This window comes from Kineosporia mesophila (assembly GCF_021129235.1).
GTDB lineage: Bacteria > Actinomycetota > Actinomycetes > Actinomycetales > Kineosporiaceae > Kineosporia > Kineosporia mesophila.
Window position 1 is genome coordinate 77,292 of sequence record NZ_JAJOMA010000018.1, and the last position, 25,735, is coordinate 103,026.

20 protein-coding genes and 1 riboswitch are annotated in these 25,735 nt (G+C 71.1%); of the genes, 9 read left to right on the forward strand and 11 right to left on the reverse strand.

Going from position 1 to position 25,735, the window contains the following annotated elements; genetic code table 11:
* The first annotated feature begins 92 nt into the window (after nt 1–92).
* A complete protein-coding gene (locus LR393_RS23870; RefSeq protein ID WP_231486470.1) occupies nt 93–2,282 on the forward strand; it encodes a DNA gyrase/topoisomerase IV subunit B in 2,190 nt (729 codons plus the stop codon).
* 127 nt (nt 2,283–2,409) lie between these two features.
* Complete coding sequence (locus tag LR393_RS23875; protein ID WP_231486471.1) at nt 2,410–3,102, forward strand: GGDEF domain-containing protein; 693 nt, start codon at nt 2,410–2,412, stop codon at nt 3,100–3,102.
* A 69-nt stretch (nt 3,103–3,171) separates the two neighbouring features.
* On the opposite strand, the gene LR393_RS23880 is transcribed toward LR393_RS23875, so the two are convergent.
* A complete protein-coding gene (locus LR393_RS23880) occupies nt 3,172–3,699 on the reverse strand; it encodes a CGNR zinc finger domain-containing protein (protein WP_231486473.1) in 528 nt (175 codons plus the stop codon).
* A gap of 76 nt (nt 3,700–3,775) precedes the next feature.
* Between LR393_RS23880 and LR393_RS23885 the strand changes: the two genes are divergently transcribed.
* Nucleotides 3,776–4,633, forward strand: a complete 858-nt coding sequence (locus tag LR393_RS23885; RefSeq protein WP_231486474.1) for a class I SAM-dependent methyltransferase — start codon at nt 3,776–3,778, stop codon at nt 4,631–4,633.
* 90 nt (nt 4,634–4,723) lie between these two features.
* On the opposite strand, the gene LR393_RS23890 is transcribed toward LR393_RS23885, so the two are convergent.
* Nucleotides 4,724–7,264 (reverse strand): DNA gyrase/topoisomerase IV subunit A, encoded by a 2,541-nt coding sequence (locus tag LR393_RS23890; RefSeq protein WP_231486476.1) that lies wholly within the window; start codon nt 7,262–7,264, stop codon nt 4,724–4,726.
* A gap of 102 nt (nt 7,265–7,366) precedes the next feature.
* Nucleotides 7,367–8,269 carry a LysR family transcriptional regulator gene (locus LR393_RS23895; RefSeq protein ID WP_231486478.1) on the reverse strand — a complete coding sequence of 301 codons (903 nt, stop codon included), beginning with the start codon at nt 8,267–8,269 and terminating at the stop codon, nt 7,367–7,369.
* A gap of 82 nt (nt 8,270–8,351) precedes the next feature.
* Here LR393_RS23895 and LR393_RS23900 point away from each other — a divergent pair, with 82 nt between their 5' ends.
* A complete protein-coding gene (locus LR393_RS23900; RefSeq protein ID WP_231486480.1) occupies nt 8,352–9,578 on the forward strand; it encodes an MFS transporter in 1,227 nt (408 codons plus the stop codon).
* A 168-nt stretch (nt 9,579–9,746) separates the two neighbouring features.
* On the opposite strand, the gene LR393_RS23905 is transcribed toward LR393_RS23900, so the two are convergent.
* From LR393_RS23905 to LR393_RS23915, 3 genes are all read right to left on the reverse strand, one after another.
* Nucleotides 9,747–11,357, reverse strand: a complete 1,611-nt coding sequence (locus LR393_RS23905) for an RNA polymerase sigma factor (RefSeq protein ID WP_331282974.1) — start codon at nt 11,355–11,357, stop codon at nt 9,747–9,749.
* A 315-nt stretch (nt 11,358–11,672) separates the two neighbouring features.
* On the reverse strand, nt 11,673–12,254 hold the full coding sequence (locus LR393_RS23910; protein WP_231486482.1) for an HhH-GPD-type base excision DNA repair protein: 582 nt from the start codon (nt 12,252–12,254) through the stop codon (nt 11,673–11,675).
* The gene (locus LR393_RS23915; RefSeq protein ID WP_231486484.1) at nt 12,251–12,745 is read right to left on the reverse strand and encodes a universal stress protein; all 495 of its coding nucleotides are present in this window, start codon (nt 12,743–12,745) and stop codon (nt 12,251–12,253) included. The genes LR393_RS23910 and LR393_RS23915 overlap by 4 nt, the downstream gene beginning before the upstream one ends.
* 70 nt (nt 12,746–12,815) lie before the next feature.
* On the opposite strand from LR393_RS23915, the gene LR393_RS23920 reads away from it, so the two are divergent.
* On the forward strand, nt 12,816–13,304 hold the full coding sequence (locus LR393_RS23920) for an NUDIX domain-containing protein (protein WP_231486486.1): 489 nt from the start codon (nt 12,816–12,818) through the stop codon (nt 13,302–13,304).
* A gap of 133 nt (nt 13,305–13,437) precedes the next feature.
* Here the strand turns inward: LR393_RS23920 and metX are convergent, their stop codons facing one another.
* The 5 genes from metX to LR393_RS36625 form a co-directional block, all read right to left on the reverse strand.
* Entirely contained in the window at nt 13,438–14,625 is a 1,188-nt protein-coding gene (metX, locus tag LR393_RS23925) for a homoserine O-acetyltransferase MetX (RefSeq protein WP_231486502.1), read from the reverse strand.
* Nucleotides 14,626–15,942, reverse strand: a complete 1,317-nt coding sequence (locus LR393_RS23930) for a bifunctional o-acetylhomoserine/o-acetylserine sulfhydrylase (protein ID WP_231486505.1) — start codon at nt 15,940–15,942, stop codon at nt 14,626–14,628.
* A gap of 93 nt (nt 15,943–16,035) precedes the next feature.
* Nucleotides 16,036–16,147: riboswitch (SAM riboswitch) on the reverse strand.
* Between the two features lie 86 nt (nt 16,148–16,233).
* Nucleotides 16,234–17,379, reverse strand: coding sequence for a DUF4192 domain-containing protein (locus tag LR393_RS23935; protein WP_231486507.1), 1,146 nt, complete (start codon nt 17,377–17,379; stop codon nt 16,234–16,236).
* Between the two features lie 104 nt (nt 17,380–17,483).
* A complete protein-coding gene (locus LR393_RS23940; RefSeq protein ID WP_231486515.1) occupies nt 17,484–18,341 on the reverse strand; it encodes a matrixin family metalloprotease in 858 nt (285 codons plus the stop codon).
* 131 nt (nt 18,342–18,472) lie between these two features.
* On the reverse strand, nt 18,473–20,131 hold the full coding sequence (locus LR393_RS36625) for a GGDEF domain-containing protein (RefSeq protein WP_231486523.1): 1,659 nt from the start codon (nt 20,129–20,131) through the stop codon (nt 18,473–18,475).
* A gap of 355 nt (nt 20,132–20,486) precedes the next feature.
* On the opposite strand from LR393_RS36625, the gene LR393_RS23950 reads away from it, so the two are divergent.
* From LR393_RS23950 to LR393_RS23965, 4 genes are all read left to right on the forward strand, one after another.
* A complete protein-coding gene (locus LR393_RS23950; RefSeq protein ID WP_231486525.1) occupies nt 20,487–21,710 on the forward strand; it encodes a pyrophosphate--fructose-6-phosphate 1-phosphotransferase in 1,224 nt (407 codons plus the stop codon).
* A 107-nt stretch (nt 21,711–21,817) separates the two neighbouring features.
* Entirely contained in the window at nt 21,818–22,222 is a 405-nt protein-coding gene (locus tag LR393_RS23955; RefSeq protein ID WP_345718933.1) for a YccF domain-containing protein, read from the forward strand.
* 42 nt (nt 22,223–22,264) lie between these two features.
* Nucleotides 22,265–23,920, forward strand: a complete 1,656-nt coding sequence (locus LR393_RS23960) for an ABC-F family ATP-binding cassette domain-containing protein (RefSeq protein WP_231486529.1) — start codon at nt 22,265–22,267, stop codon at nt 23,918–23,920.
* A gap of 73 nt (nt 23,921–23,993) precedes the next feature.
* Entirely contained in the window at nt 23,994–25,586 is a 1,593-nt protein-coding gene (locus tag LR393_RS23965) for an ATP-dependent DNA ligase (RefSeq protein WP_231486530.1), read from the forward strand.
* Nucleotides 25,587–25,735 lie beyond the last annotated feature (149 nt).

Genomic DNA, 25,735 nt, shown 5'->3' on the forward strand with positions numbered 1-25,735 from the left:
ATTCGAACGGACGTTCGACCCGCACGCACACCCGACCCACGCCAGACCCCAGCCGCACCCCCAGACGCACCACCGACAGCAAGGAGCCGCCCGTGGCCGTGCAACCCAGCGAGACGGCCCGTTCCCGCGCCGGCAGCAACGGCAAGCGGCCGTCCACCGCGGGCTCACGCTCTTCCGGGGGTTCCGAGTACACCGCGCGCCACCTGTCGGTGCTGGAGGGCCTGGAAGCCGTCCGCAAACGTCCCGGCATGTACATCGGCTCGACCGACTCCCGCGGTCTCATGCACTGCCTGTGGGAGATCATCGACAACTCGGTGGACGAGGCCCTGGGCGGCCACTGCCACCACATCCTGGTGATCCTGCACGCCGACGGCTCGGTCGAGGTCCGCGACGACGGCCGGGGCATCCCGGTCGACGTCGAGCCGAAGACCGGCCTGACCGGTGTCGAGGTGGTCTTCACCAAGCTGCACGCGGGCGGCAAGTTCGGCGGCGGTTCCTACACCGCCTCGGGCGGTCTGCACGGTGTCGGCGCGAGCGTGGTCAACGCGCTCTCCGCCCGCCTCGACGTGCAGGTCGACCGGGGTGGCTCGATCCACGCGATGAGCTTCCGCCGCGGCGAGCCCGGTGTCTTCGCCGACCCCGAGAGCATCGATCCCGACTCCGAGTTCACGCCCTACCTGGACAGTTCCGGGCTGCGGGTGGTGGGCAAGGTGAAGCGCGGCGTCACCGGTTCCCGGGTGCGTTACTGGGCCGACCGGCAGATCTTCCTGAAAGACGCCGCGTTCTCCTACGACGAGCTGGTCACCCGCGCCCGGCAGACCACCTACCTGGTGCCGGGTCTGGAGATCGTGCTGCGCGACGAGCGCGGCCTGCCCGGCACGCCGGGCGAGGAGAGCCCGGTCGAGGAACGCTTCCTGCACGAGGGCGGCATCGGCGAGTTCGTCGACTTCCTCGCCACCGACCCCCAGGTCACCGACGTCTGGCGGCTCGAGGGCACCGGCCACTTCAAGGAGACCGTGCCGGTTCTCGACGCGCAGGGCCACATGGCGCCGACCGAGGTCGAGCGCGAGTGCGCGGTCGACGTGGCGATGCGCTGGGGCACCGGGTACGACACCGAGCTGCGGTCGTTCGTCAACATCATCGCCACGCCCAAGGGCGGCACCCACGTCACCGGGTTCGAGCAGGCGATGCTCAAGACCTTCCGCGGCGTGATCTCCGAGAACGCCCGCAAGCTCAAGTTCAACGAGAAGAACGACAAGATCGAGAAGGACGACGTGCTCGAGGGCCTCACCGCCGTCGTCACCGTCCGCCTGGCCGAGCCGCAGTTCGAGGGCCAGACCAAGGAGGTCCTGGGCACCAACGCGGTGCGCGCCATCGTCGCCCGGGTCATCGAGCGCGAGCTCACGGCGCAGCTCAACTCCGCCGGCCGGGCCGAGAAGGCGCAGTCGGCCCTGGTTCTGGAGAAGGTCGTGGGTGCCATGCGCACCCGGGTCACGGCCCGCCAGCACCGCGAGACGCAGCGCCGCAAGAACGCGCTGGAGACCTCGTCACTGCCGACGAAGCTGAAAGACTGCCGCAGCGAAGACGTCGACCGCTCCGAACTCTTCATCGTGGAGGGTGACTCGGCGCTCGGTACCGCGAACTTCGCCCGCGACAGCGAGTTCCAGGCACTGCTGCCGATCCGTGGCAAGATCCTGAACGTGCAGAAGGCGTCCATCGCCGACATGCTGAAGAACGCCGAGTGCGGGGCGATCATCCAGGTGATCGGCGCCGGCTCGGGCCGCACGTTCGAGCTGCCGGCCGCGCGCTACGGCAAGATCATCCTGATGACCGACGCCGATGTCGACGGCGCGCACATCCGCACCCTGCTGCTGACGCTGTTCTTCCGCTACATGCGCCCGCTGGTCGAGGCCGGCCGGGTCTACGCCGCGGTGCCGCCGCTGCACCGGGTCGAGGTCATCGGCTCCGGCCGGCAGAAGAACGAGATGATCTACACCTACTCCGAGCAGGAGCTCCACACGCTGCTGGCCGACCTGAAGAAGCGTGGTCGCAGCTGGAAGGAGAACATCCAGCGGTACAAGGGTCTGGGTGAGATGGACGCCGACCAGCTGGCCGAGACCACGATGGACCCGCGCCGCCGCACGCTGCGCCGGGTCCGGATGGCCGACCTCGCCGTGGCCGAGAAGGTGTTCAACCTGCTCATGGGTAACGACGTCGCGCCGCGTAAGGACTTCATCGTCGAGGGCGCCGCCCAGCTCGATCGGGAGCGCATCGACATCTGAAACTTCACCCTGTGGGCTCAAGGCGGAGCGGAGTCGGCCCGAAGATCTGGCCATGAAGCGCCCGAGGTTGTCATCAGCCACTCCCTCCAGCCTCAGCCCGCGGGGGAAGTCCATCAGTACGCAACTCATGTCCCACCTGCAGAACCTGCAGGTACCGAGCACGCTGCAGAACCATCTGCCGGGTCTCGGCCCCGGCCGGAAACAGCGCCGCAGCCGCCGGCTCCTGGTCGGTTCCGGGATGGCGATCGCCCTGATCGCCGCGGTCGGCGCGGCCTACGCCGCGCGGGGTCGCCTGCGTCAGCTGGTGGGCAGGCCGCCGGCCGAGAACTCCGAACGCGGCCTGGACACGCTGACCGGCCTGCCCAACCGGGCCGAGGCCCAGTGGTGGCTCAACACCCGGCTGGCCCGGGCCCGGAACCGGAACCACCGGCTGGCCGTGATGATCCTCGACATCAACGGTTTCGCGGAGCTCAACGAGATCCACGGCCGTGAGGTCGGCGACCACGTGCTCCAGGTGACCGCGGCCCGCATGCAGTCGCAGCTGCGCACCGGCGACATGGTCTGCCGCGTCGCGAACGACACCTTCATGGTGATCATGGACGCGATCGGCCCCGACCACCTGATCGCCCGCATCGGCGAGCGCGTCGTGAACACGGTCAGCGAGACGGTCAGCTTCCACGGCGAGCCGATCGCCATCTCGGCCAGCGTCGGGTTCGCGATCTCGCAGGACAAGGACAGGACACCGGATCTGCTGCTGGACCGCGCCGATCGGGCGCTGGTGCAGGCAAAGGCCTCCAACCGCAACGTGGTTCAGTACTGACAGCCAACCGATGGTGGACGTCCACGCGCTCGGGCCGTGGGCGTCCACCATGGTGGTTTGTGGTTGCCTTTAAACTTCTTTCGCGGCCTGCTGACGACGGCGCAGCGCCGCGACATTCATCCGGGTACTGCACCGCGTCGAGCAGAACCGTCGTGACCGGTTCGCTGACGTGTCGATGAAGGCGTTGTCGCAGTCGGTGGCCGCGCAGCGACCGATCCGGGTGGCCCCGTGCTCGGCGACCAGCAGGGCCAGGCCGAACAGCGCCTCGGCGCAGACCGTCTCACCGGCGGAGCCGGACTCGTCGTAGACGTGCAGGTGCCAGCTGCTCTCGTCGTGTCCCGAGATCATCGGCCGGATCGGGTGTTTCGCGAGCAGCTGGTTCAGTGCGACCACCGCCGCCGCACCGTCGCCGACCGCCGACGCGTCGACCATCCCGGTCAGCCCGGCCCGCAGACCGGCGAGCACGCCGACGTCGTCCGCCGTCAGCCGGTCGGTCACCCAGGGGCGGTCCCCCACATAGGTGCGCACGTCGTCCTCCGTGTCGATCGGGGTGTTCACCAGATCCACGGCCCGTTGTGCGTAAGCGGCAAAGTCCACTTGTGTAGCTTACAGCCGCCGGGTTAGCGTAATGAGCAGATTGCCAATCAGCCCATTACAAGGACAGGGGACGCCCATGACCAGCACCTCCGCCCGGCCGGACTGGCAGGCCTGGCAGGACCAGTGGGACGCGCAGCAGGAGGCGTACCTGCCCGATCGGGAGCAGCGGTTCGCCGCGATGCTCGACGCCGTCGAGGCGACCCGGCTGCCCGCCGGCCCGGAGCGCTCCGCCGGCCGGCACGACGAGAGCGTCGAGGTGCCCCGGGAGCAGATCGCCCCGCGCATCCTCGACCTGGCCGGGGGCACCGGCTCGATCAGCCGCCGGGTGCTGTGGCGGTTCCCGCAGGCCTCCACCGTGGTGCTCGACGTGGACGCGGCCCTGCTGGCCATCGCCCGTGGAACCTTCGCCGACGACCCGCGGGTGCGGGTCGCGTCCGTCGATCTGGGGTTCCCGAACTGGCCCGCCGCACTGGCTTCCGAGCTGGGCGAGGAGGTCACCGGATCGTTCGACGCGATTCTGACCGCCACCGCGCTGCACTGGCTGACACCGGAACGAGTGACCGGCGTCTACGCCGAGGCCCGCGACCTGCTGCGGCCCGGCGGGCTCTTCATCAACGCCGACTACATGCCCGACGAGGGCCTGGCCTCGCTGACGGACGGCCTGGCCCGGGTGGAACGACGGGAGCGCACCGCCCGCTGGGAGGGCGGGGTGCCGAGCTGGGAGAAGTGGTGGGAACTGATGCGCGCCGACCCGGACCTGGCCGGGCCGACGGCCGAGCGCGACGCCTTCTACGCCGAGCGCCGCGGTGACCACCACACCGAGTCGCTCAGGCCGTCGGCGTGGCACCTGCAGGCGATGCGCACGGCCGGCTACCCCGAAACCGGGCTGGTGTGGCGGGGTCTGCTGGACGCCGCGGTCACTGGCCGCGTCTGAGAAATCCGTTCGTGATCATGCAATCCCCCAGCCTTCGGCCGGGAGGTGCCCCCACTTCACCGGAGAGGGATTGCATGATCACGGAAGGGATCACTCCTCGCCGGGCGCCGTTTCCCGGCTGGTCTCACCCGTGGCCGCGGCCTCGACGTCCGCGCCGAAAAGTGGCCTGGGGCCACTGATCGCGGCCACGGCGGACTTGAGCGGCAGACCCGAACCGTCGCGACGGGAGTCGGGGGCGGGCAGCTCGACCGCCGCCCCGGTGGCACCGGCGGCCAGGGCGGGCGAGGGACCGGCCCAGGCGAGCAGCAGGGTGTCTTCGCCCCGCACGAAGCGGTGGCAGCGGACGCCGGCGGTGGCCCGGCCCTTGGCCGGGTACTCGGCGAACGGGGTCAGCTTGGCGGCCCCGGTCTGGGTGCCGGGCAGCGCCGAACCGGCGCCTGAGACCGTCACCACGACGTTGCCCCACTCGCCGTCCTTGACGGTGAGATCGATGGCTCCGAACCAGATCACCCTGGCCCCGGCGGGCAGGTTGATACCGGCCATGCCACCGGCCGCGCGGCCCTGCGGGCGCACCAGTTTGGCGCCGAACCGCAGTAGCTGTGCCTCGGAGCTGATGAACACCAGGTCGACCTCGTCGGTGGGCAGCTCGACCACGCCGACGACCTCGTCGCCGTCGCGCAGGCCGATGACCTCCCACTCGTCCTTGTTGCCGGGGTAGTCGGTGACGACGCGCTTGACCACGCCCTTCGCCGTACCGAGCGCCAGGCCGGCGGTCTCGGTGGCCAGCGAGGTCAGGGCCAGCAGCCGCTCGCCCTTGGCCAGGGTCACGAACTCGGTGGCCGGGGCCCCGCCCGACAGCGTCGGCGCGGAGGACGTGGGCGGCAGCGCGGGCATGTCGACCACCGGCACGCGGATCATCCGGCCCTGGCTGGTGATCGCGGCGACCTCACCGCGCACGCTGGTGCGCACGGCCGACACCAGCACGTCGTGGGCCTGACGCTGGGCCGGGTCGGACGGGATCAGCGGCTCGGTGTTCGTGGTGCGGGCGAGCAGTCCGGTGGAGGAGAGCAGCACCCAGCACGGCGCGTCGGCGACCTCGAGCGGTGTGGCCGAGGTGGTGACCGCGGTGCCCGATCCCTCCAGCAGCACCGTGCGACGGGGCGTGCCGTAGGTCTTGGCGACCTGGGCGAGCTCGCCGGAGATCAGCTTCCGCAGCACCTTGTCGTCGGCCAGGATCACGCTGAGCTCGTCGATCTCGCGCTGCAGCTCGGCCTTCTCCTTGTCGAGCTCGAGCTTGGAGTACTTGGTGAGGCGGCGCAGCGGCATCTCGAGGATGTAGTCGGCCTGGGTCTGAGTCAGCTCGAACGCCGCGATCAGGCGCTCGCGGGCCATCGCCGTGTCGTCGCTGGAACGGATGATCCGGATCACCTCGTCGATGTCGACGATGGCGATCAGCAGACCGTCGACCAGGTGCAGCCGGTCCTGGCGCTTCTTGCGGCGGAACGAGGTGCGGCGGCGGACCACGGTGATGCGGTGCTCGACGTAGACCGTGAGCAGCTCGACCAGGCCCAGGGTGCGCGGCTGGCCGTCGACCAGCGCGACGTTGTTGATGCCGAACGACTCCTCGAGCGGGGTCAGCCGGTAGAGGTGCTCGAGCACGGCCTCGGGGTTGAAGCCGGTCTTGATCTCGATGACCAGGCGCAGGCCCTGGGTGCGGTCGGAGAGGTCGACGACGTCGGAGATGCCCTGCAGCTTCTTGGCCTGCACGAGCTCCTTGATCTTGCCGATCACCTTCTCCGGGCCGACCAGGTACGGCAGCTCGGTGACCACGACACCCTGCTTGCGGGCCGTGACGTTCTCGATCGCGATGGTCGCGCGGGTCTTGAAGCTGCCGCGGCCGCCCTTGTAGGCGTCGCGGATGCCCTCCAGCCCGATGATGCGCCCACCGGTGGGCAGGTCGGGACCGGGGATGAACCGCATCAGGTCGTCGAGCGTCGCGTTCGGGTGCATCAGCAGGTGCCGCGCCGCCGCGATCACCTCGATCAGGTTGTGCGGCGCCATGTTCGTCGCCATCCCGACCGCGATCCCGCTCGCGCCGTTCACCAGCAGGTTCGGGAACGACGCGGGCAGCACCTCGGGCTGGCTGAGGCTGTTGTCGTAGTTCGGGACGAAGTCGACCGTGTCCTCGTCGAGACCGTTGGTCAGCTCGGTGGTCAGCGGGGCGGGCCGGGCCTCGGTGTACCGGGCGGCCGCCGGGCCGTCGTCCAGGGAGCCGAAGTTGCCGTGCCCGTCGACCAGGGGTGCCCGCATGGTGAAGCCCTGGGCCAGTCGCACCAGCGCGTCGTAGATGGCCGTGTCGCCGTGCGGGTGCAGCTTGCCCATCACGTCGCCGACCACGCGGGACGACTTCACGTGCGGGCGCTCGGGCCGCAGGCCCATGTCCTGCATCGTGTAGATGATGCGCCGCTGCACCGGCTTCAGCCCGTCACGCGCGTCGGGCAGGGCACGCGAGTAGATGACGGAGTATGCGTACTCGAGGAACGCGCCCTGCATCTCCTGCTCGACGTCGATGTCGACGATCCGCTCGGTGAAGTCCTCAGGCGGCGGGGTGTTGCGCGAACGACTGGCCATGCCCGCATTGTCCCCCGTCCGGACACCTGTTCGTACACCGGGCACGCGGGATGCGGTGAGAATTACTCCGGAGTGGCTCCGGTGAGGCCCTGTTCGGTGTTTTCAATTCGGTTCGGACGGGTTCGGTGCCTGCAGGAAGGCCAGGAAGCGAGCCACCGCGGGGCTGTGCCGGCCGTGCGAGGGCCAGGCGATACCGATCTGCCGCTCCGCCCCCGGGTCGGTCAGCGGCAGGTGCACGGTGCCGGGCGTGGTGCTGGTGGTCGGCTGCGGGATCACCGCCACGCCCAGCCCGGCCGCCACGAGGGCCCGGGCGGTGGCCACCTCACCGGTCTGGAGCGCCACGGACGGGACGAAACCGGCCTGACGACAGAGATGTTCGGTGAGCAGCCGGAGCTCCGCCCGGGGCCAGAAGGTGATGAACGGCTCGTCGGCCGCCTGGACCAGGGCCACCCGTCCCCACTCCGCGAGCGGATGATCGTCGGCCACCACCAGGCACAGCCGTTGCCGCTCGATCGGGGTCCAGGTCACGTCCTTCCAGTCCGGCACCGTGTCCGGACGGGTGCGCCCGGTGAGCGCCAGGTCGACCCGGCCCTCCGCCAGCCAGTCCGCGATGTCGTTCGAATGCCCCTCCTGCAGAACGAATCTCACCTTGGGAGCCTGGGCCCGATAACGATTGAGGACGAGGGGCACCACCGACTCCCCCAGCGACGCCACGAAACCCATCCGGATCAGGCCCCGCTCGGGATGGTTCAGCTCGGTGATGCGCTCGCGGGCCGTGTCGATCTCGTGCACCACCCGCCGCGCGTGGCCCACGGCCAGCCGCCCGCTCGCGTTCAGCCGCAGCCGCCCGCCGACCCGGTCGAACAGCGGCGCCCCCAGATCCGCCTCCAGCCGGGCCAGGGCCCGGGACACCGTGGGTTGCGGCACCCGCAGCTGGGCGGCGGCCAGCGACACGTTCTCGGTCTCCGCGAGCACCGTCAGCCAGCGCAGATCCCGGTCATCCATACCGGGACTATACGTCTGACGCATATTTGCGCGCCGGTATATGCATTTCACAGATGGGTGCCGCGAATCGACCATGGAGGCTGTGTCCCCGGCCCCCAGCTTCACCCGCGCCGCCCTGACGGCCGCGGGCATCGCCTCGCTCGGCACCCTGCCGATGCAGCTGCTCAGCAACCAGTCCGTGCTGATCCGCGTCGACCTGCACTTCGGTGACGCCGCGCAGGGACTCCTGATCTCCGCGTCCTCCGCCACCGCCGCCCTGGCCTCCGTGGCCATCACCGGGTTCGGCGAGCGCCGGGGCCGTCGCGCCCTCACCCTGCTGGCCGCGTCCGGCACCCTGGTCTGCGCCCTCGGCGCCAGTGCGGTCGCGCACTCGTACTGGGTGCTGCTCGCGTTCATCTGCGTCGGTGGCATCGGCAACGCCGGTCTCACCACGGCCGCCAACTTCAGCCTGTCGGCGAACGTCCCACCCGGCCGGCAGGGCCTGGGCTTCGGGATCAAGCAGTCCGCTCCCCCGGCCGCCGCGCTGATCGCGGGCCTGGCCGTGCCCGCTGTCGGCCTCTGGCTGGGGTGGCGCTGGAGCTACGCGATCCTCGGCCTCCTGGCGCTGGTCCTGATCCGGGTGGCCACCCGGATCCCGCGCCCGTCCTCGTCCTCCATCTCGAAGGTGCGGGCCGCGGACGGTGACCCGGACGCCGCACCCCGCCTCGCCCTCCTGCTCACCGCCGTGGCGATGTGCACGGCCAACGGCGCGGCGATGGCGCTGGTCGCCTTCCTGCCGCAGTGGGCCCACGAGTCGGGACTGAGGACGTCGGCGGCGGGTTTCCTGGTGGCCGCCGGCAGTGCGCTGGCGATCGCGGGGCGGTTGTTCGTGGGCTTCGGGGCCGATCGCCGGGTCGGCCGGAACCTGCCGGTCGTGACCGGGCAGATGGCGCTGGGTGCGATCGGTTTCGCCGTGCTGGCGCTGGGCACCGGGCCGGCGGTGGTGATCGGTGGGCTGCTGGCCTTCGCGATCGGCTGGTCGTGGCCCGGCCTGCTGATCTTCGCCGTGGTGCGCCTGGGCCGCGACCGCCCGAACAGCGCGGCGGCGGTGGTGCAGGCGGGCGCGTTCGCCGGCGGAGGTTTCGGCCCCCTCCTGTTCGGCCTGGTCGCGAGTGTCTGGGGCTACCCGGTGGCCTGGTGGGTGATGGCGGTCGGGATGTGCGCCGGCGCGGTGCTGCTGTTCGTGGCGAGGCGCCTGTTCGTGAGCGACCTGAACCTCCGCCCGATGCCCCAGGACGCCCACCCCACATCCCTGCCCACGCCTGCGTGACCCCTCCTTTCTTCCGTGATCATGCAAAACCTCCCCGGAGTTCTAGAACTCTTGCGCTCACAGTTCCAGAACTCCGGGGAGGTTTTGCATGATCACGGGGAGGGTGGGGCATGCACCAACGCAAGAAGCCCCCGGTCGTGATGACCGGGGGCTTCTGGGCGGGCTGGATCAGTCGAGGTAGTCGCGCAGGACCTGCGAGCGGCTCGGGTGACGCAGCTTCGACATCGTCTTGCTCTCGATCTGCCGGATGCGCTCACGGGTGACCCCGTAGACCTTGCCGATCTCGTCGAGGGTCTTCGGCTGGCCGTCGGTGAGACCGAAGCGCATGGAGACCACGCCGGCCTCCCGCTCGGACAGGGTGTCGAGCACCGAGTGCAGCTGTTCCTGCAGCAGGGTGAACGAGACCGCGTCGGCCGGGACGACCGCCTCGGAGTCTTCGATCAGGTCACCGAACTCGCTGTCACCGTCTTCACCGAGCGGCGTGTGCAGCGAGATCGGCTCGCGGCCGTACTTCTGGACCTCGATGACCTTCTCGGGGGTCATGTCGAGTTCCTTGGCCAGCTCCTCCGGGGTGGGCTCGCGGCCCAGGTCCTGGAGCATCTGGCGCTGCACGCGGGCCAGCTTGTTGATGACCTCGACCATGTGCACCGGGATACGGATGGTGCGGGCCTGGTCGGCCATGGCGCGGGTGATGGCCTGACGGATCCACCAGGTGGCGTACGTGGAGAACTTGTAGCCCTTGGTGTAGTCGAACTTCTCGACCGCGCGGATCAGACCGAGGTTGCCCTCCTGTATCAGGTCCAGGAACTGCATGCCACGGCCGGTGTAGCGCTTGGCCAGGGAGACGACCAGTCGCAGGTTGGCCTCGAGGAGATGGTTCTTGGCCCGGCGACCGTCTTCCGCGATCCACTGCATCTCGCGGCGGGCCTTGGTCTCCATCTTCTCGCCGGAGTTCAGCTGCTCCTCGGCGAACAGACCGGCCTCGATGCGCTTGGCGAGCTCGACCTCCTGCTCGGCGTTGAGCAGCGCGACCTTACCGATCTGCTTCAGGTAGTCCTTGATCGGGTCGGCGGTGGCGCCGGCCGTCATGACCTGCTGCGCGGGCGCGTCGTCGTCGTCGTTGTTGGAGAGGACGAACGCGCCCTCCTCCTCCTTCGCCGGCGCCGCGGGAGCAGCTTCCTTGGCAGCCGGGGCCGCACCGTCCTTGGCGGCGGGGCTCGCGGAGTCGTCCGTCTCGTCGTCCGAGTCGTCGACGACCTCGACCTCGACCTCTTCGAGGTCACCGTCGACGAGTTCGACGTCTTCGATCTCCTCGTCGCCGTCGGCGGCGTCCTTCGGCTTGGCCGCGGTCTTCTTGGCCGTCGCCTTCTTGGCGGCAGCCTTCTTCGCCGGCTTGGCCGGCTTCGCCGCGGGAGCGGCCGCGTCGGCCCCACCCTCGGCGGAACCCACGGTGGCGGTCGTGGTGGTGGTGGTCTTGACCACGGCGGGCTGCACCCGGGCCGGGGTCTTGGCGGTGGCCGCGGTGACCCGCGAGGCCGTGGCCGCGACGGCACGCCGCGAGCTCTTGGCCTCCTGCGGGACCTCGATCACGACCCCCGCGTCGTCGAGTGCGCGGAGGACGGGGCGCATACGCGCCATCGGGACGGCCGCCTCCTCACAAGCGACCCGCACGGCGGCGGCATCGACCGAACCACGCGTGGCGCCGAGGCGGAGCAGCTCTTGGAGTGCGGGGTGACCGAACTCGGGCGGGAGAGGCCGGGGGGACGGAACCGACGACACGGACTACCTTTCGTCGTGGGCGTATGCGGGCTCGACTGAGCCACGCTGCGCTGTTAACTACGGCTTGGAACTACGTCTGATGAGTGAGTGGGCGACCCAAGTACTCAACGCAGGAAGGGCCCCGATGATGCCCAGTTAGCGTCGGTGATGTTGTGCGTCAAGCCCAGTCAACTGTTCATTGTTGCACACCTACGGGCAGGATGGCTAAACCCGCCGCAACATCCAGGGTAAGGCCTACAGGCCGTCTGACCACCTGGATTGTGGCGCGTGCCGACCGTATGAAGCCGCTGTGACTACTCCCCGTTCACCGGAAGGTCATCCCCGAGCAGCTTTTGCTGCCGCTTTGACCGACTTCTTGTGGTCACGGACCTTCAGCAGAGAGTCGTCGTCGGTGACGTCGGCCACCGAGCGGAAGCCCTCCAGGCCGTAGTCACCGGCCGCCTTCCGCCACCCCTCCGGGCGTACCGCCGCCTGCTTGCCCAGCAGGGCGACGAAGATCTTCGCCTTCTGCGGGCCGAAACCGGGCAGCGCGTTCAGCCGCTGGTACAGCTCCGTGCCGGTGGTCACATCGCGCCAGATCGCCGCGGCGTCGCCCTCGTACTCCTCGACCACGGCCCGGGCCAGGTCTTGCACGCGAGCACCCATCGACTTGGGGTAACGGTGCACCGCGGGCGGCCCGGACATGATCTCGGTGAAGCGCTCCGGGTCGGTCGCGGACACCCGCTCCGGGTCGAGACCGTCGGTGCCGAGGCGGTCGGCGATCAGCCGCGGCCCGGCGAAGGCCTTCTCCATCGGCACCTGCTGGTCGAGCAGCATGCCGGTGAGTAGGGCGAACGGGTCACGGCCGAGCAGTTCGTCGGCCGTTTCCTGCTGAGCCAGACGGATCCGCAGGGTCACCGGATGCCCTGGTGCTCGTCGACACTGCTCACGGAGAGAGTGAAGACCTCACCGTCGTGACCGGAGTCGTCGAGCGGCGAGCGCTGGTCGACCTTCACCGCCAGGACCGGGCAGGAGGAGTCGAGCAGGATGCGCTGGGCGCTGCCCCCGAGGATGCGCTTGCCCACCCCGGTGCGGCGGCGCAGGCCGATGACGATCAGCTCGGCGCCGGTCTCCTCGGCCACGGCGAGGATGTCGTCGGCCGGCTCGTAGGCGTCGCGGATCCAGCGGATCTCGAGTTCGCCCCCGTCGAGCCCCAGTTCGGCGCAGACCCGGCGGACCTCGGCCTCCGGGGCGACCGGGGCCGGACGGCGATTGCCGAAGGGATCCACCGACGGTTGCTCGGAACTCACCACAATCAACCGGGTTCCGCGCAGGCGGCACTCCTCGACGGCGCGCCGCAGTGCGGCCCGCCCCTCGGTCGTGGGCACAAATCCGACCAGTACTGGCATAGGAAACCTCCTGCCCGGGACGTTACCCCACCGGACACCCGGACGACACCGGCAACGTACGGTGATCCCCATGGCCGGCGGCGATGGCAATGGATGGGTGACCTGCGGGTGCGGCCATCAGCACTGGGGCGTACACGGGGCAGCCGGTCTGGCGCTGGTGCGCCCCGGCGCGCGGGGGCCGCAGATGCTGCTGCAGTTACGGGCCGAATGGACGCACGAGGGCGGCACCTGGGGTCTGGTCGGGGGCGCCCGCGACAGTCACGAGACCGTGGCCGAGGCCGCCCTGCGCGAGGCCGCCGAAGAGGCGGAGGTCGACCCCGCCCTGGTGACCGTCTCCGGCGAGTTCGTCGGCACGGACCACGGCGACTGGTCGTACACCTACGTGATCGGGCTCGCCGGCCCGTCTTTGACCGTCGCCGACGTGACCCCGGAGAGCGACGCCCTGGAGTGGGTCGACCTGGACGATGTGGCGTCCCGCACCCTGCACACCGCCTTCGCCCGGACCTGGCCGACCCTGCTCGGCGCGATCCGGGCCGAGCCGGCCGTCGTTCCGGACTGACGGCAGCACCGCCCCGGCCACCGGGCCGCGGCGGTCGCTCTGCTCCCGGCGGCATCGTGTGCATTCGTGACGGGCGGAACGCCACGAACGCACACGGTCCGGCGGGGAGACCCGGTGAGCAGGCCGGCCCGGCTCAGTGGGTCGCGAGGGCCGGCTGCGCCGGTTCGCCCAGCAGCTCGACGAGGATCTCCCCCACCCGCTCGACCTCCACCAGGAAGCCGTCGTGCCCGTACGGCGAGTCGATGACACGCAGCGGGGCGCAGTCCGGGATGCCGGCGGCGATCTCGGCGTTCTGCCCCGGTGTGTAGAGCCGGTCGCTGGAGATCGCGGCGATGGCGGTGCGGGCGGTGACCCGCCCCAGCCCGGCGGCCACGCCGCCCCGGCCGCGACCGACGTCGTGCGAGTTCATCGTCTGGGTGAGCACCAGGTAGGAGTTGGCGTCGAACCGGTGGGTGAGCTTGTCCGCGTGGTGGTCGAGGTACGACTCGACCGCGAAACGCCCGTCCCCGCCGAGCGGGTTCTCCCCGGGCTGGGGCAGACGGCCGAAGCGCAGGTTGATCTCCGCCTCCGACCGGTAGGTGGTGTGCGCGATCCGGCGGGCCACGCCGAGACCGTTGTGCGGGCCCTCACCGGGCCCGGCACCGTAGTAGTCACCGCCGTGGAAGTTCGCGTCGCACCGGATCGCCATCATCTGCGCCGAGCACCAGGCGATCTGGTCACCGGTCGCGGCCGCGGTGGAGGCCAGGACGAACAGCCGTTCCACCCGCTCCGGCTCCATGACCGCCCACTCCAGGGCGCGCATGCCGCCCATCGAGCCGCCGACCACGAGGGCCCAGCGGTCGATGCCGAGCCGGTCGGACAGTGCCACCTCGGCAGTGACCTGGTCCCGCACCGTGATGTAAGGGAACCGGCTGCCGTACGGGCTGCCGTCGGCACTGCCCGGGTCGGGGCTGGACGGCCCGGTGCTGCCCTGGCAGCCCCCGAGCACGTTGGGGGCCACCACGAACCAGCGATCGGTGTCGAGCTCGCGCCCGGGACCGATCAGGCCGTTCCACCAGCCCGGGGTGGGATGGCCGGGACCGGCGTCACCCGTGACGTGGCTGTCACCCGTGAGGGCGTGCAGCACCAGCACGGCATTGTCACCCGTGGGCGAGAGCGTGCCCCAGGTCTCGTAGGCCATCTCGACGTCGTCGAGACGCCCGCCGCGTTCGAGCGTCACATTCCCGATCCGGCTGAACTTGCGGCCCCCACGGGAATCTCCGGCCCGCCAGGCCCCGGATGCCGGTGGCACAGCGGGCACGGAAACCTCCTGCGTACTCATTCAGCCGACCTTAACCGCCCGGAATCCGGTCTCCAGGTCGGCGAGGATGTCAGTGATGTTCTCCAGGCCGACGGCCAGGCGCACCAGCCCCGGCGTGACGCCGGTGGCCAGCTGCTCCTCCTCGGAGAGCTGGCTGTGGGTGGTGCTGGCCGGGTGGATGACCAGACTGCGGACGTCTCCGATGTTGGCGACCAGGCTGTGCAGCTCGAGGGCGTCGACGAAACGGCGACCGGCCTCGACCCCACCGTTGATCTCGAAGGCCACGACGGCCCCGGCACCCTTCGGCGCGTACTTCTGGGCCAGCTCGTACCAGGGACTGCTGGGCAGACTGGCGTAGGCGACCGAGGCCACCTCGTCCCGCCCCTGCAGCCAGGTGGCGACCGCCTGGGCGTTCTCCACGTGCCGTTCGATCCGCAGGCTCAGCGTCTCCAGGCCCTGGGCGATCACCCAGGCGTTGAACGGCGACGCGGCCGGGCCGAGGTCGCGCAGCAGCTGCACCCGGGCCTTGAGGATGTAGGACAGGTTCGCCCCGAGCGGGCTGCCGACGCCGAGATCCCGCCCGTAGACCAGCCCGTGGTAGCTGGGGTCGGGCTGGTTGAAGCCCGGGAAACGCTCCGGCTGGGCGGTGTAGTCGAAGTTGCCGCCATCGACGATCACGCCGGCGATCGCGCCACCGTGCCCGCCGATGTACTTCGTGGCCGAGTGCACGACCACGTCGGCGCCCCACTCCAGCGGGCGGATCAGGTACGGCGTGGCCACCGTGTTGTCGACGATCAGCGGCACGCCCACCTCGTGCGCCACCCCGGCCACACCCTCGATGTCGAGGATGTCCTGCTTGGGGTTGGAGATGGTCTCACCGAAGAAGGCCTTCGTGTTCGGGCGCACCGCGGCCCGCCAGGAGGCGAGGTCGTCGGGGTTCTCGACGAAACTGACCTGGATGCCGAGCTTCGGGAAGGTGTAGTGGAACAGGTTGTAGGTACCGCCGTAGAGGCTCGGGCTGGACACGATGTGGTCACCGGCCTCGGCCACGTTCAGCAGCGCGAGGGTCTCGGCGGACTGCCCGGACGCCACCAGCAGCGCCCCGACACCGCCCTCCAGGTTGGCCAGGCGCTGCTCCACCACGTCGGTGGTGGGGTTGTTGAGCCGGGTGTAGATGTTCCCGAACTCCTTGAGCCCGAACCGGTTCGCGGCCTGCTCGGTGTTCTCGAACACGTACGACGTGGTCTGGTAGATCGGCAGCGCCCGCGCGCCGGTCACGGGGTCGGGGCTCTGCCCCGCATGGATCTGACGAGTTTCGAACGACCAGCCGGTGCTCATATGGGCACTCCTCCAGGCTCAGGGGCACAGGCCATCGACCCGTGCCCGGGCGGACCCGGAGGTCCGCCGGCAATGAGACGGGTCGACTGACGTCGACCGCGCTTGCTGTCGCATCTGCGACAGCCTGGTCATCACCCGGGGCACCCCACCGCGGAACGAGGGTTGCCGACCAGCAAGCCGGGGCTTGTCGCTGGTACTCATGACCTAGGACTGCACAGTAATTGAGCCGGCCGGGGTTGGCCACGACCGTCTCAGGATCTGGACTATTCCGGGGATGTCGTGCGGGACACGTCATTCCGCGTCCGCCTGCACCGGAACCTCCACCCACGGCGGGGCAATGCCTGCGGTGCAGAGCATCTCGACCAGCCCGGCGAGACGGGGCAGGGCATCGGGCAGTTCCGGCCCCTCCTCCCGCAGCCGCTCCATCAGCAGCCGGGTGCGCACCCCGTTGCCCCGGTACCAGGCCAGCAGGGCCAGAATCGCCAGCAGGGGCGCGCGCTCGGCGGCCGTGCCCCGCCGGGCCAGCGCCGCGAGGATCTCCTCGCCCCGGGCCAGCAGCACCCGGTCGGGCAGCTCGCCGAACAGCTCCTCCCAGTAGCCGGACAGATCGGGTGGGGACTGCCCCGCCAGTAACTGGTTCAGGAACCGCTGCCGGGTCGGGCCGGGCGCCGCCGCCAGCCGGACGAAGATCGCATCGCGCAGGAACGAGTCGTGCAGCGGCGCCAGCCCCAGCTGGTCGGTGCTCCAGCCCTTCGCGTTCCCCAGGAGGGCGTTCCAGGTACGCCACCAGATCCGCCGGGCCCGCTCGCCGGGCTCGCCGGGCACCTGAGGCCCGTCTCCCTCCCCGGCCGGCACGGCCTGCCCCACGTCACCGATCACGTCGGCCTCGCTCGGGGCCAGCCGGTCACCGCGCAGCACGTGGGCCATCGCCACCCGGCTGGCCTCCACCTCGCTCAGCGGCCGCCCGTCCGGTGGGCAGCACGACCCGTCCGGGCAGAGCAGCGACCGGTAGGCCGTGGGCGTGACCCCGATCAGGTCGTACAGCCACACCCCGGCCCGGGAGATGCGCTGCGGCAGGGCCCGGACCACCATCGGCGGCGGCACGGCGAGTGCGTCCGGCACCGCGACCAGGGCGACCACCCGGGAGGGCAGGCCGTCCTGCGCGTCTTTCCCCGGTTCCCCCGGCGCCCCGCCGAAAGCGGCCGCCGCCGGACCGGTCAGGGCCTCGACCGCGGCGTCGAGCACCGCGGTCACCCCGGAGGGGCCGAACCAGGCCGGGGTCATGTCGATGCGCAGCATCGAGCCGACCCGCCCCCGCGGGCCGTTCAGGGCGACCAGGACGAGACTGTTGAGCGGCCGGAAGCCGAGGGTGTACCAGACGGCCGCGATCAGGTCGGCGGGCCCGGCTTCGTTCACGGTGAGGTCGGAGGAGGACATGCCCCGACCCTGCCCGGAAGCCCTGCCCCGCCGGGCGGTCCCGGCCGCCCCTGTGGACAACCCCGGCGTCGTGCCTGCTGTGGACGGCAGGACCGGAGGACGGTTCAGAAGTCGCGGAAGCACGGGCCGCCGGACAATTGCGCCAGCCCGCGCCGGTCGCCGACCTCGAACCCGGCGGTGTGCGGCTGCGCGGTCGGGGTGCGATACATCAGCTCGGCCGGGTCGTCGACGTGGTCCAGGCCGATCACGTGCCCGAACTCGTGCAGCACCACGGCGTCGATGCGGGCCTGCCCGTCGGCCCAGGCGGCCACCTCGGACAGGTGCTCACGGTTGAGGTAGACCACCCCGCTGACGTAGCGCCGGGTACCCGGCCCGGCCCCCGACACGGTGTCCGGGCCGCCGAGCCCGGCGTAGCCCTTCATGTGCGGGTACTCGGTCGGGTCGGTCCAGGCCACCAGCACCGGCGACCAGCGGTCCCCGTAGCGCTCGCGGTTCTGGGCCGGCCGGTTGACCGTCGGCACCTCGTCGGTGGCGCCGTCGTAGGTGAACCGCAGCCCGGTGATCCGCCCGGCCTCGGCGACGGCCCGGTCGATCGCCTTCTGCCCGCCGGGCGGGGCGCCCGCGCCGCGCACCACGTAGTGCACCGGCCGGCACGGGTCCCAGCGCACCGGGACGGTGGAGCCGTCGTCCTGGTACGCCAGCAGCTTGTAGCCGCCGGTGCCGGACGGCGCCGGGGCCGGGGCGGCCAGGGGGGAGCTGGCCAGGTCCTGCGGCAGGGCGGGGTGCATGCCCTCTCCACCACCGCGCATCCAGCGTCCGGTGGAGTCGGAGGCGAAGACCAGGGAGATGCCGAACATCAGCACCAGGCCGACGGCGAGGGTGACCGTCAGGAGGGTCGATAGGCGTGGCGCGCCGGAGGCGCCCGGAGCGCCCGCCGACGGCTCCCGACGGGCCGTGTCCATGGAAAGGAGGTCGTCCGGGAGGCCGGGCGGCTACATCGGCCCAAAGGGTGGTAACGCCGGTTCACCCGGGTGGACAGGACGCCGGAGCCGACCACCGGACCGGACGGACGTGCGTCCTCAGCTGTCGATCCCTACCCGACCACCGCGGAATTGCCACCCGCGCGCTTGGCCGCGTACATCGCCTCGTCGGCCCGGCGCAGCCATTCGTGCTCGTCGATGGGCGCGGTGCGCACGGCCACACCGATGCTCGCACTGATGTGCGCCCCCGCCGACTGCGGGCAGTGGCGGATCGTCTCCTGCAGGCGCTCCGCCAGGGCCACCGCGCGCCCCTCCTCCAGGGCCGCGATCACCACGAACTCGTCCCCGCCCCACCGGGCCACCACGTCTTCCAGCCGGGCCGCGGTGCGCAGGGCCGTCGAGACCTCGCGCAGCACCACGTCGCCGGCCAGGTGCCCGTGCGAGTCGTTGACCTCCTTGAACCCGTCGAGGTCGATGAGCAGCAGGGCCACGGGCTCCCCGACCGGCAGGGAGGCCGCCTCGGAGATCGCGTCGGCTCCCCCGCGCCGGTTCACCAGGTTGGTCAGCGAGTCCAGCCGGGCGGCCCGGGCCAGCACCTTGCGCTCGTCCGCGCCCCGCAGCAGATCGACCCGGGCCCGGAAGAGCGCGTCGAGCAGGGTGGAGGTCTCGTCCGCCCGCCGGCCGGCCAGGGTCAGGTACTCGATCGTCCCGCTGCCCGGGTCGTTCAGCGGCGGGTGCTCGGCCAGCGCCACCTCGTAGGCGAGCACCTGCCGTTCGGAGTCCACGACGTGCCCGCGCACGACCGCCAGGGCCCGGGCCCCGATCGCCGCGCCCTCGACGGCCCGGCCCTGGCGGGCCAGGGCCCGGACCACGCCGATCGCCCAGAAGACCTGTGCGGACGCGGCCTCGGGACCCCGCTCGAGAACGCCGGGGATGGCGGTGAGCTGGGTCAGGGCCGGGGCGGGGTCGCCGAGCATCGCCTCGTACAGGGCGATGAGCACCTGGCGTTCCAGCTCGACCACCCGGTACGTGCGGCCACCGTCGGCGTCGGCGGCCCGGGTGATGGTGGTGACCGCCTCGGCCAGGTCGTCGCGACCGGGGGCGAAGGGCGGGCGGTGCGCTGCCCGGACCCCGCGCTCGGCGTGCTCGAAGGCCAGGTTGCTCAGCTGGGAGACCTGCTGGTGACGGGGCAGGAACTGCTCCACGGTGTCGAGGCGCAGCCGGATCTCCCGGGCGCCCTCGCGGACCCCGATCATGCGGTGGGCCAGGACCAGCGCGGCCAGCGCGGTCTGCACCTGGGGGTCGAGCAGGTCGTCCAGGGCCGAGGCGGCCGCCGCGCCGTGGGCGAGCTGCTCGACGGCCTGCTCCAGCTGCCCCTCGCGGCGCAGCAGTTCGACCAGCAGCGCGCGGGCCTGCACGGCCCCGGCGACCTGCCCGGTGCGGCGGCACAGCGCGATCAGCTCCCGGGCGACCGTGACGGCGATGGAGGTCTCCCCCAGCGTCATCAGGCACAGGCCCTGCACGTAGAGGGCCGCCGCGTGGGCGTGGGGTTCGGGTACGGACCGCAGCGCCTCCTCGACCTCGGCGAGAACATCCTCGGCGAAGCCGTCCTGGGCCCGGACGACCCAGTCCTGCCGCGCCTCGAGCACGGCCTCGGCGGTCCACCGCACGTGGGCGCCCGCGCCGGAACCGGCGAGCGGGACCAGGCCCGGGCCGGACATCGACGGGGCCGGGTGTGCGTGGTGGGCGTCGGACGAACTGATGGTGCCCACCTCCTGGTGCGGGTGCGTCTGCTTCGTAGGGCTAACGTCACTTCCTGTCGCTACGGCACGCACAGTGCGACGTACCGGGCTTTCCGTAGTATTCCGCTCACGGCCGCGTCGCGCTTCCCTCCACGCCGATGTTTCGGCACCGAGCGCCAGAATCGGGGCCTCACCCGCCGATAAACGACAAAGTATTCTTCGGCGTTTCATCGGGGCGAAGAGTTCAGCTGAGACTAATGTCACGATTCGCTACTGATCCATCGCGCGACGTGTCCGACCCGAAGGGCCCGGAGCCCAGCCGGGCGAAGGTCCCCGGCTAGTGTGGAAGCCGGAACAGCCACTCGGTTTCTCGGGAGCGCCCAGCATGTCCGTACGTCGTGTCGCACTGCTCACCGCAGGTGGCCTGGCCCCCTGCCTGTCCTCCGCCGTCGGCGGCCTGATCGAGCGCTATACCGAGATCGCGCCGGATGTCGAGATCATCGGCTACCGCAACGGTTACGCCGGCCTCCTGGGTGGTGACCACATCGAGGTCACACCGCAGATCCGCGAGCGCGCCCACCTGCTGCACCAGTTCGGCGGCAGCCCGATCGGCAACAGCCGGGTCAAGCTCACCAACGTCGCCGACTGCGTGAAGCGCGGTCTGGTGCAGGAGGGCCAGGTGCCGCTCCAGGTCGCCGCGGAGCAGCTCACGAAAGACGGCATCGACGTGCTGCACACGATCGGCGGCGACGACACCAACACCACCGCCGCCGACCTGGCCGCGTACCTGCACGAGAACGGCTACGAGCTGACCGTGGTCGGCCTGCCGAAGACCATCGACAACGACGTGATCCCGATCCGCCAGAGCCTGGGCGCCTGGACCGCGGCCGAGCAGGGCGCCGTCTACGCGCGCAACGTCGTCGCCGAGCACTCCTCGAACGAGCGCATGCTCATCGTGCACGAGGTGATGGGCCGTAACTGCGGCTGGCTGACCGCCGCCACCGCCGCCGAGTACCACGAGTGGGTCACCACCCAGCAGTACGCGGGCTTCGGCAACGACCCGAAGGCCTGGGACGTGCACGCCGTGTTCGTGCCGGAGCTGAGCTTCGACATCGAGGCCGAGGCCACCCGCCTGCGCCGGCAGATGGACGAGGTCGGTGCGGTGAACATCTTCCTGTCCGAAGGGGCAGGGGTGGAGACCATCGTCGAGGAACTCATCGCCCGCGGCGAGGAGCCCGACCGCGACGCGTTCGGTCACGTCAAGCTGGACACGATCAACCCGGGTCAGTGGTTCGCGAAGCAGTTCGCCGAGAAGGTCGGCGCGAACAAGGTGCTCGTGCAGAAGAGCGGCTACTTCGCCCGCTCGGCCGCGGCCAACGCGCAGGACCTGCGCCTGATCCAGGGCTGCGTCGACCTGGCGGTGCAGAGCGCGCTGGAGGGCACCAGCGGCGTCATCGGCCACGACGAGGAGCAGGGCGGCCGGCTGCGGGCCATCGAGTTCCCGCGGATCAAGGGCGGTAAGCCCTTCGACACCGAGCAGGCCTGGTTCGGCGGGCTGCTCGGCGCGATCGGCCAGGAGAAGGGCAAGCCGGTGGCGACGAGCCACTAGGTTTCCGCGCATCGGATGCAACCCCCACCGGCTCTACCGCGTCAGCGCACCGGTGGGGGTTTTCATCTGCCCAACCGCACGGAAGCTAAGGGGTCCCCATGAGCGCCATCCGATTCGTCCTCAATGTTCTCTGGTTCGTTCTCGCCGGGTTCTGGCTGTCGCTGGGCTACGCGCTCGCCGGCGTGCTCATGTTCCTTCTCATCGTCACGATCCCGTTCGGTGTCGCGTCGTTCCGCCTGGCCGGGTTCGTGCTCTGGCCGTTCGGGCGCACGATCGTTCCCCAGCACGACGCGGGCACTCCGTCGCTCGTCGGTAACGTGCTCTGGTTCGTTCTGGCCGGGGTCTGGATCGCGATCGCCCACGTGATCACCGGAATCGGGCTCTGCCTGACCATCATCGGTATCCCGTTCGGCTGGGCCAACATCAAGCTCGCCCTGGTGGCGCTGGCGCCCCTGGGCAAGGAGGTCGTCTCCTCCGACGACCCGCGCGCGCTGCCGGTGGCCTGGGCGTAAACGATTTGGCGAGCGGGGCGCCCATGCAAGACGCTTCTCCTCATGTCTGCAACCCTGCTCGCCCGCGACCTCGCAGCCGGGCACGGTGACCGTCAGCTCTTCGCCGGGCTCGACCTGGTCGTCGGCCCCGGTGACGTGGTGGGCCTGGTCGGCGCCAACGGCGCCGGCAAGTCCACCCTGCTGAAAATCCTTGCCGGGCTGGAAGATTCCGAGAACGGCACGGTCTCCCTGAGCCCCGAGCAGGCCATCGTCGGTTACCTGCCGCAGGAGCACGAGCGGCGGCCCGAAGAGACCGTGCTCGAGTTCCTGGCCCGGCGCTGCGGCATCACCGCCGTCCAGGCCGAGTTCGACGCCGCCACCGAGGAGCTCGCCGGAGGCGGGGACGGTGACGCCTACTCGGTCGCGTTCGACCGCTGGATGGCTCTGGGCGCCGCGGACTTCGACGAGAGGGCCGAGCAGGTCGCCGGCGAGATCGGCCTGAGTTCGGGTCTGGTCGGCGGACTGGGGACGCCGATGGTGTCGTTGTCGGGCGGCCAGGCCGCCCGCGCGGGGCTGGCGTCGCTGCTGCTCAGCCGGTACGACGTGATTCTGCTCGACGAGCCGACGAACGACCTCGACCTGGCCGGACTGGACCGGCTGGAGCAGTTCGTCACCGACCTGCGCTCGGGCGTCGTGGTGGTCAGCCACGACCGGGAGTTCCTGGCCCGCACGGTGACCCGCGTGGTGGAGCTCGACCTGGCCCAGCAGCAGGTCAGCGTGTACGGCGGCGGGTACGAGGCGTACCTGGAAGAGCGGGAGGTGGCCCGGCGGCACGCCCGCGAGGCCTACGAGGAGTACGCCGACACCCGGTCCGGCCTGGAGGAACGCGGCCGCACGCAGCGGAACTGGATGGAGAAGGGCGTGCGCAACGCCCGGCGCAAAGCTCCCGACAACGACAAGATCGGCGCGGCACACCGGGCCGAATCGTCGGAGAAGCAGGCCGCCAAGGCCCGGCAGACGCAGAGGATGATCGAGCGGCTCGACGTGGTCGAGGAACCCCGCAAGGAGTGGCAGCTGCAGTTCGAGATCGCGACCGCCTCCCGCTCCGGCGCGGTGGTGGCCTCGCTCGACAGCGCTGTGGCCGAGCGTGGCGACTTCCGCCTCGGGCCCCTGACCCTGCAGATCGACTGGGCCGACCGGATCGCCATCACCGGGCCCAACGGCGCGGGCAAGACCACGCTGCTGTCCCTGCTGCTCGGCCGGCTCGCCCCCACGTCGGGCCGGGCCTCGCTGGGTTCGGGCGTGGTGGTCGGCGAGATCGACCAGGCCCGCTCGGCCTTCACCGGTGAGAACACCGTGATGCAGGCTCTGGGCGCGCAGGTGCCGGACTGGCCCGACGCCGACGTGCGCACCCTGCTGGCGAAGTTCGGGCTCGGCGCCCGCCACGTGGCCCGCCCGGCCGGCACCCTCTCCCCCGGCGAGCGCACCCGCGCCGGGCTGGCCCTGCTGCAGGCCCGGGGGGTGAACCTGCTGGTGCTCGACGAGCCCACCAACCACCTCGACCTGCCCGCCATCGAGCAGCTGGAGCAGGCACTGGACTCGTTCGGCGGCACCTTGCTGCTGGTCTCGCACGACCGGCGGATGCTGGAGGCGGTGCGGGTGACCCGCCGCTTGAGTGTGTCCGCCCAGGACGGGATCGGCACGGTCACGGAGTCCTGACGGGGAGGTGCTCCTCCTTCCCCGGTGATGGTTTCGAAGTGTTCTTGTCGGTGGTCGCGGGCAGAGTAGGTGCGTGCTCCTCACCGAGATCGCCGCGGCCTCCGAGGCCGTGGCCGCCGCGTCCGCCCGGCGCGACAAGGTCGCGCTGCTGGCGGCCTGCCTGCGCCGGGCCAGCGGTTCGGACGCGCCGGTGGTGGCGGCCTGGCTGTCCGGGCGCACCTTCCAGCGGCGTACCGGGCTCGGGTGGGCCTCCTTGCGGTCGGCTCCCCCACCTGCGGTGTCGCCGTCCCTCACGGTGCAGATGGTGGACGCGCAACTCGCCCGGGCCTCTCTGCTCACCGGTGCGGGGTCGAGCGGTGAGCGGCAGAAGATCGTGCTCGAGCTCCTCTCCGCGGCCACCGCCGGCGAACAGCGGCTGCTGTCCGGCCTGATCTCCGGCGAACTGCGCCAGGGCGCCGCGGCCGGGCTGATCGTCGACGCCGTGGCCAAGGCCGCCGAGGTCCCCCTGGCCTCGGTGCGCCGGGCCCTGTCGGTGCACGGCGACCTGCCCGACGTGGCCGCGGCCGCGCTGGAGGGCGGCGAGAGCGCCCTGTCGGCGTTCCAGCTCTCGATCGGCCGGGCCCTGGCCCCGATGCTCGCCGCGCCGGCCCCCGAACTCGGTGCGGCCCTGGCGAAGACCGGTCCCGCCGGGGTGGAGTGGAAGCTCGACGGGGTACGGGTACAGATCCACCGGCAGGGCTCCGACGTGTCCGTGTTCACCCGCACCCTCGACGACATCACCGCGCGCGTGCCCGAAGTGGTCGAGGCGGTGCGGGGTCTCGACGTGGCCGACGCCATCCTCGACGGCGAGGTGATCGCGTACACCGCCTCCGGCCGGCCCGCACCGTTCCAGGTCACCTCCGCCCGGGTGGCCCGCCATGACCTCGAGAAGGCACGGGCGGCAACCCCTCTGAGCCTCACCCTGTTCGACGCGCTACACGTGGACGGCGACGACCTGATCGACCGGCCCGGCGCCGACCGGCGTACCCGCCTCGAGGTCGCGGCCCCGGAACTGATCGTGCCCCGGCACGTCGTCGACGACCCGTCCGACGAGGCTGCGGTGACCGGGGCGCAGGCGTTCGCGGCCGACACCCTGGCCCGGGGGCACGAGGGTGTGGTGGTGAAGTCGCTGGCCTCCGCCTACACGATGGGCCGGCGCGGCGCGGGCTGGGTGAAGGTCAAGCCCCGTATCACCCTCGACCTGGTGGTGCTCGCCGCCGAGTGGGGCCACGGCCGGCGCACCGGAAAGCTCTCGAACCTGCACCTCGGCGCCCGCGACCCGGAGGGCGAGTACGGCCCGCCCGGCGGTTTCGTGATGCTGGGCAAGACCTTCAAGGGCCTCACCGACGTGATGCTCGACTGGCAGACCGGGAAGCTGCGCGAGCTGGCCGAGCGTGAGTCGAAGTGGGTCGTGCACGTGCGCCCCGAACTGATCGTCGAGATCGCCTTCGACGGCGTGCAGCGCTCGCCGCGCTACCCGGCCGGCCTCGCCCTGCGCTTCGCCCGGGTCCTGGCCCACCGTCCGGACAAGCCCGCGGCTCAGGCCGACACGATCGCGACCGTCCGCAGCCACCACGTCGTGGAAGACGGCGCAGAGAACTCATCCGCCGACGAGGCCGAGACATGAGACACGGGGGTGCACCGGCCGGGTGGTCCCGATGAATGAGCCGCCGGACGCCGGCCCGCACCGGGGACGGACCGCACCGTGACCCCGGACGCGGGCCAGGCCGGACCGGCAGGACTCAGGCCGGCACAACCCAGAGCAGCACCACGCAG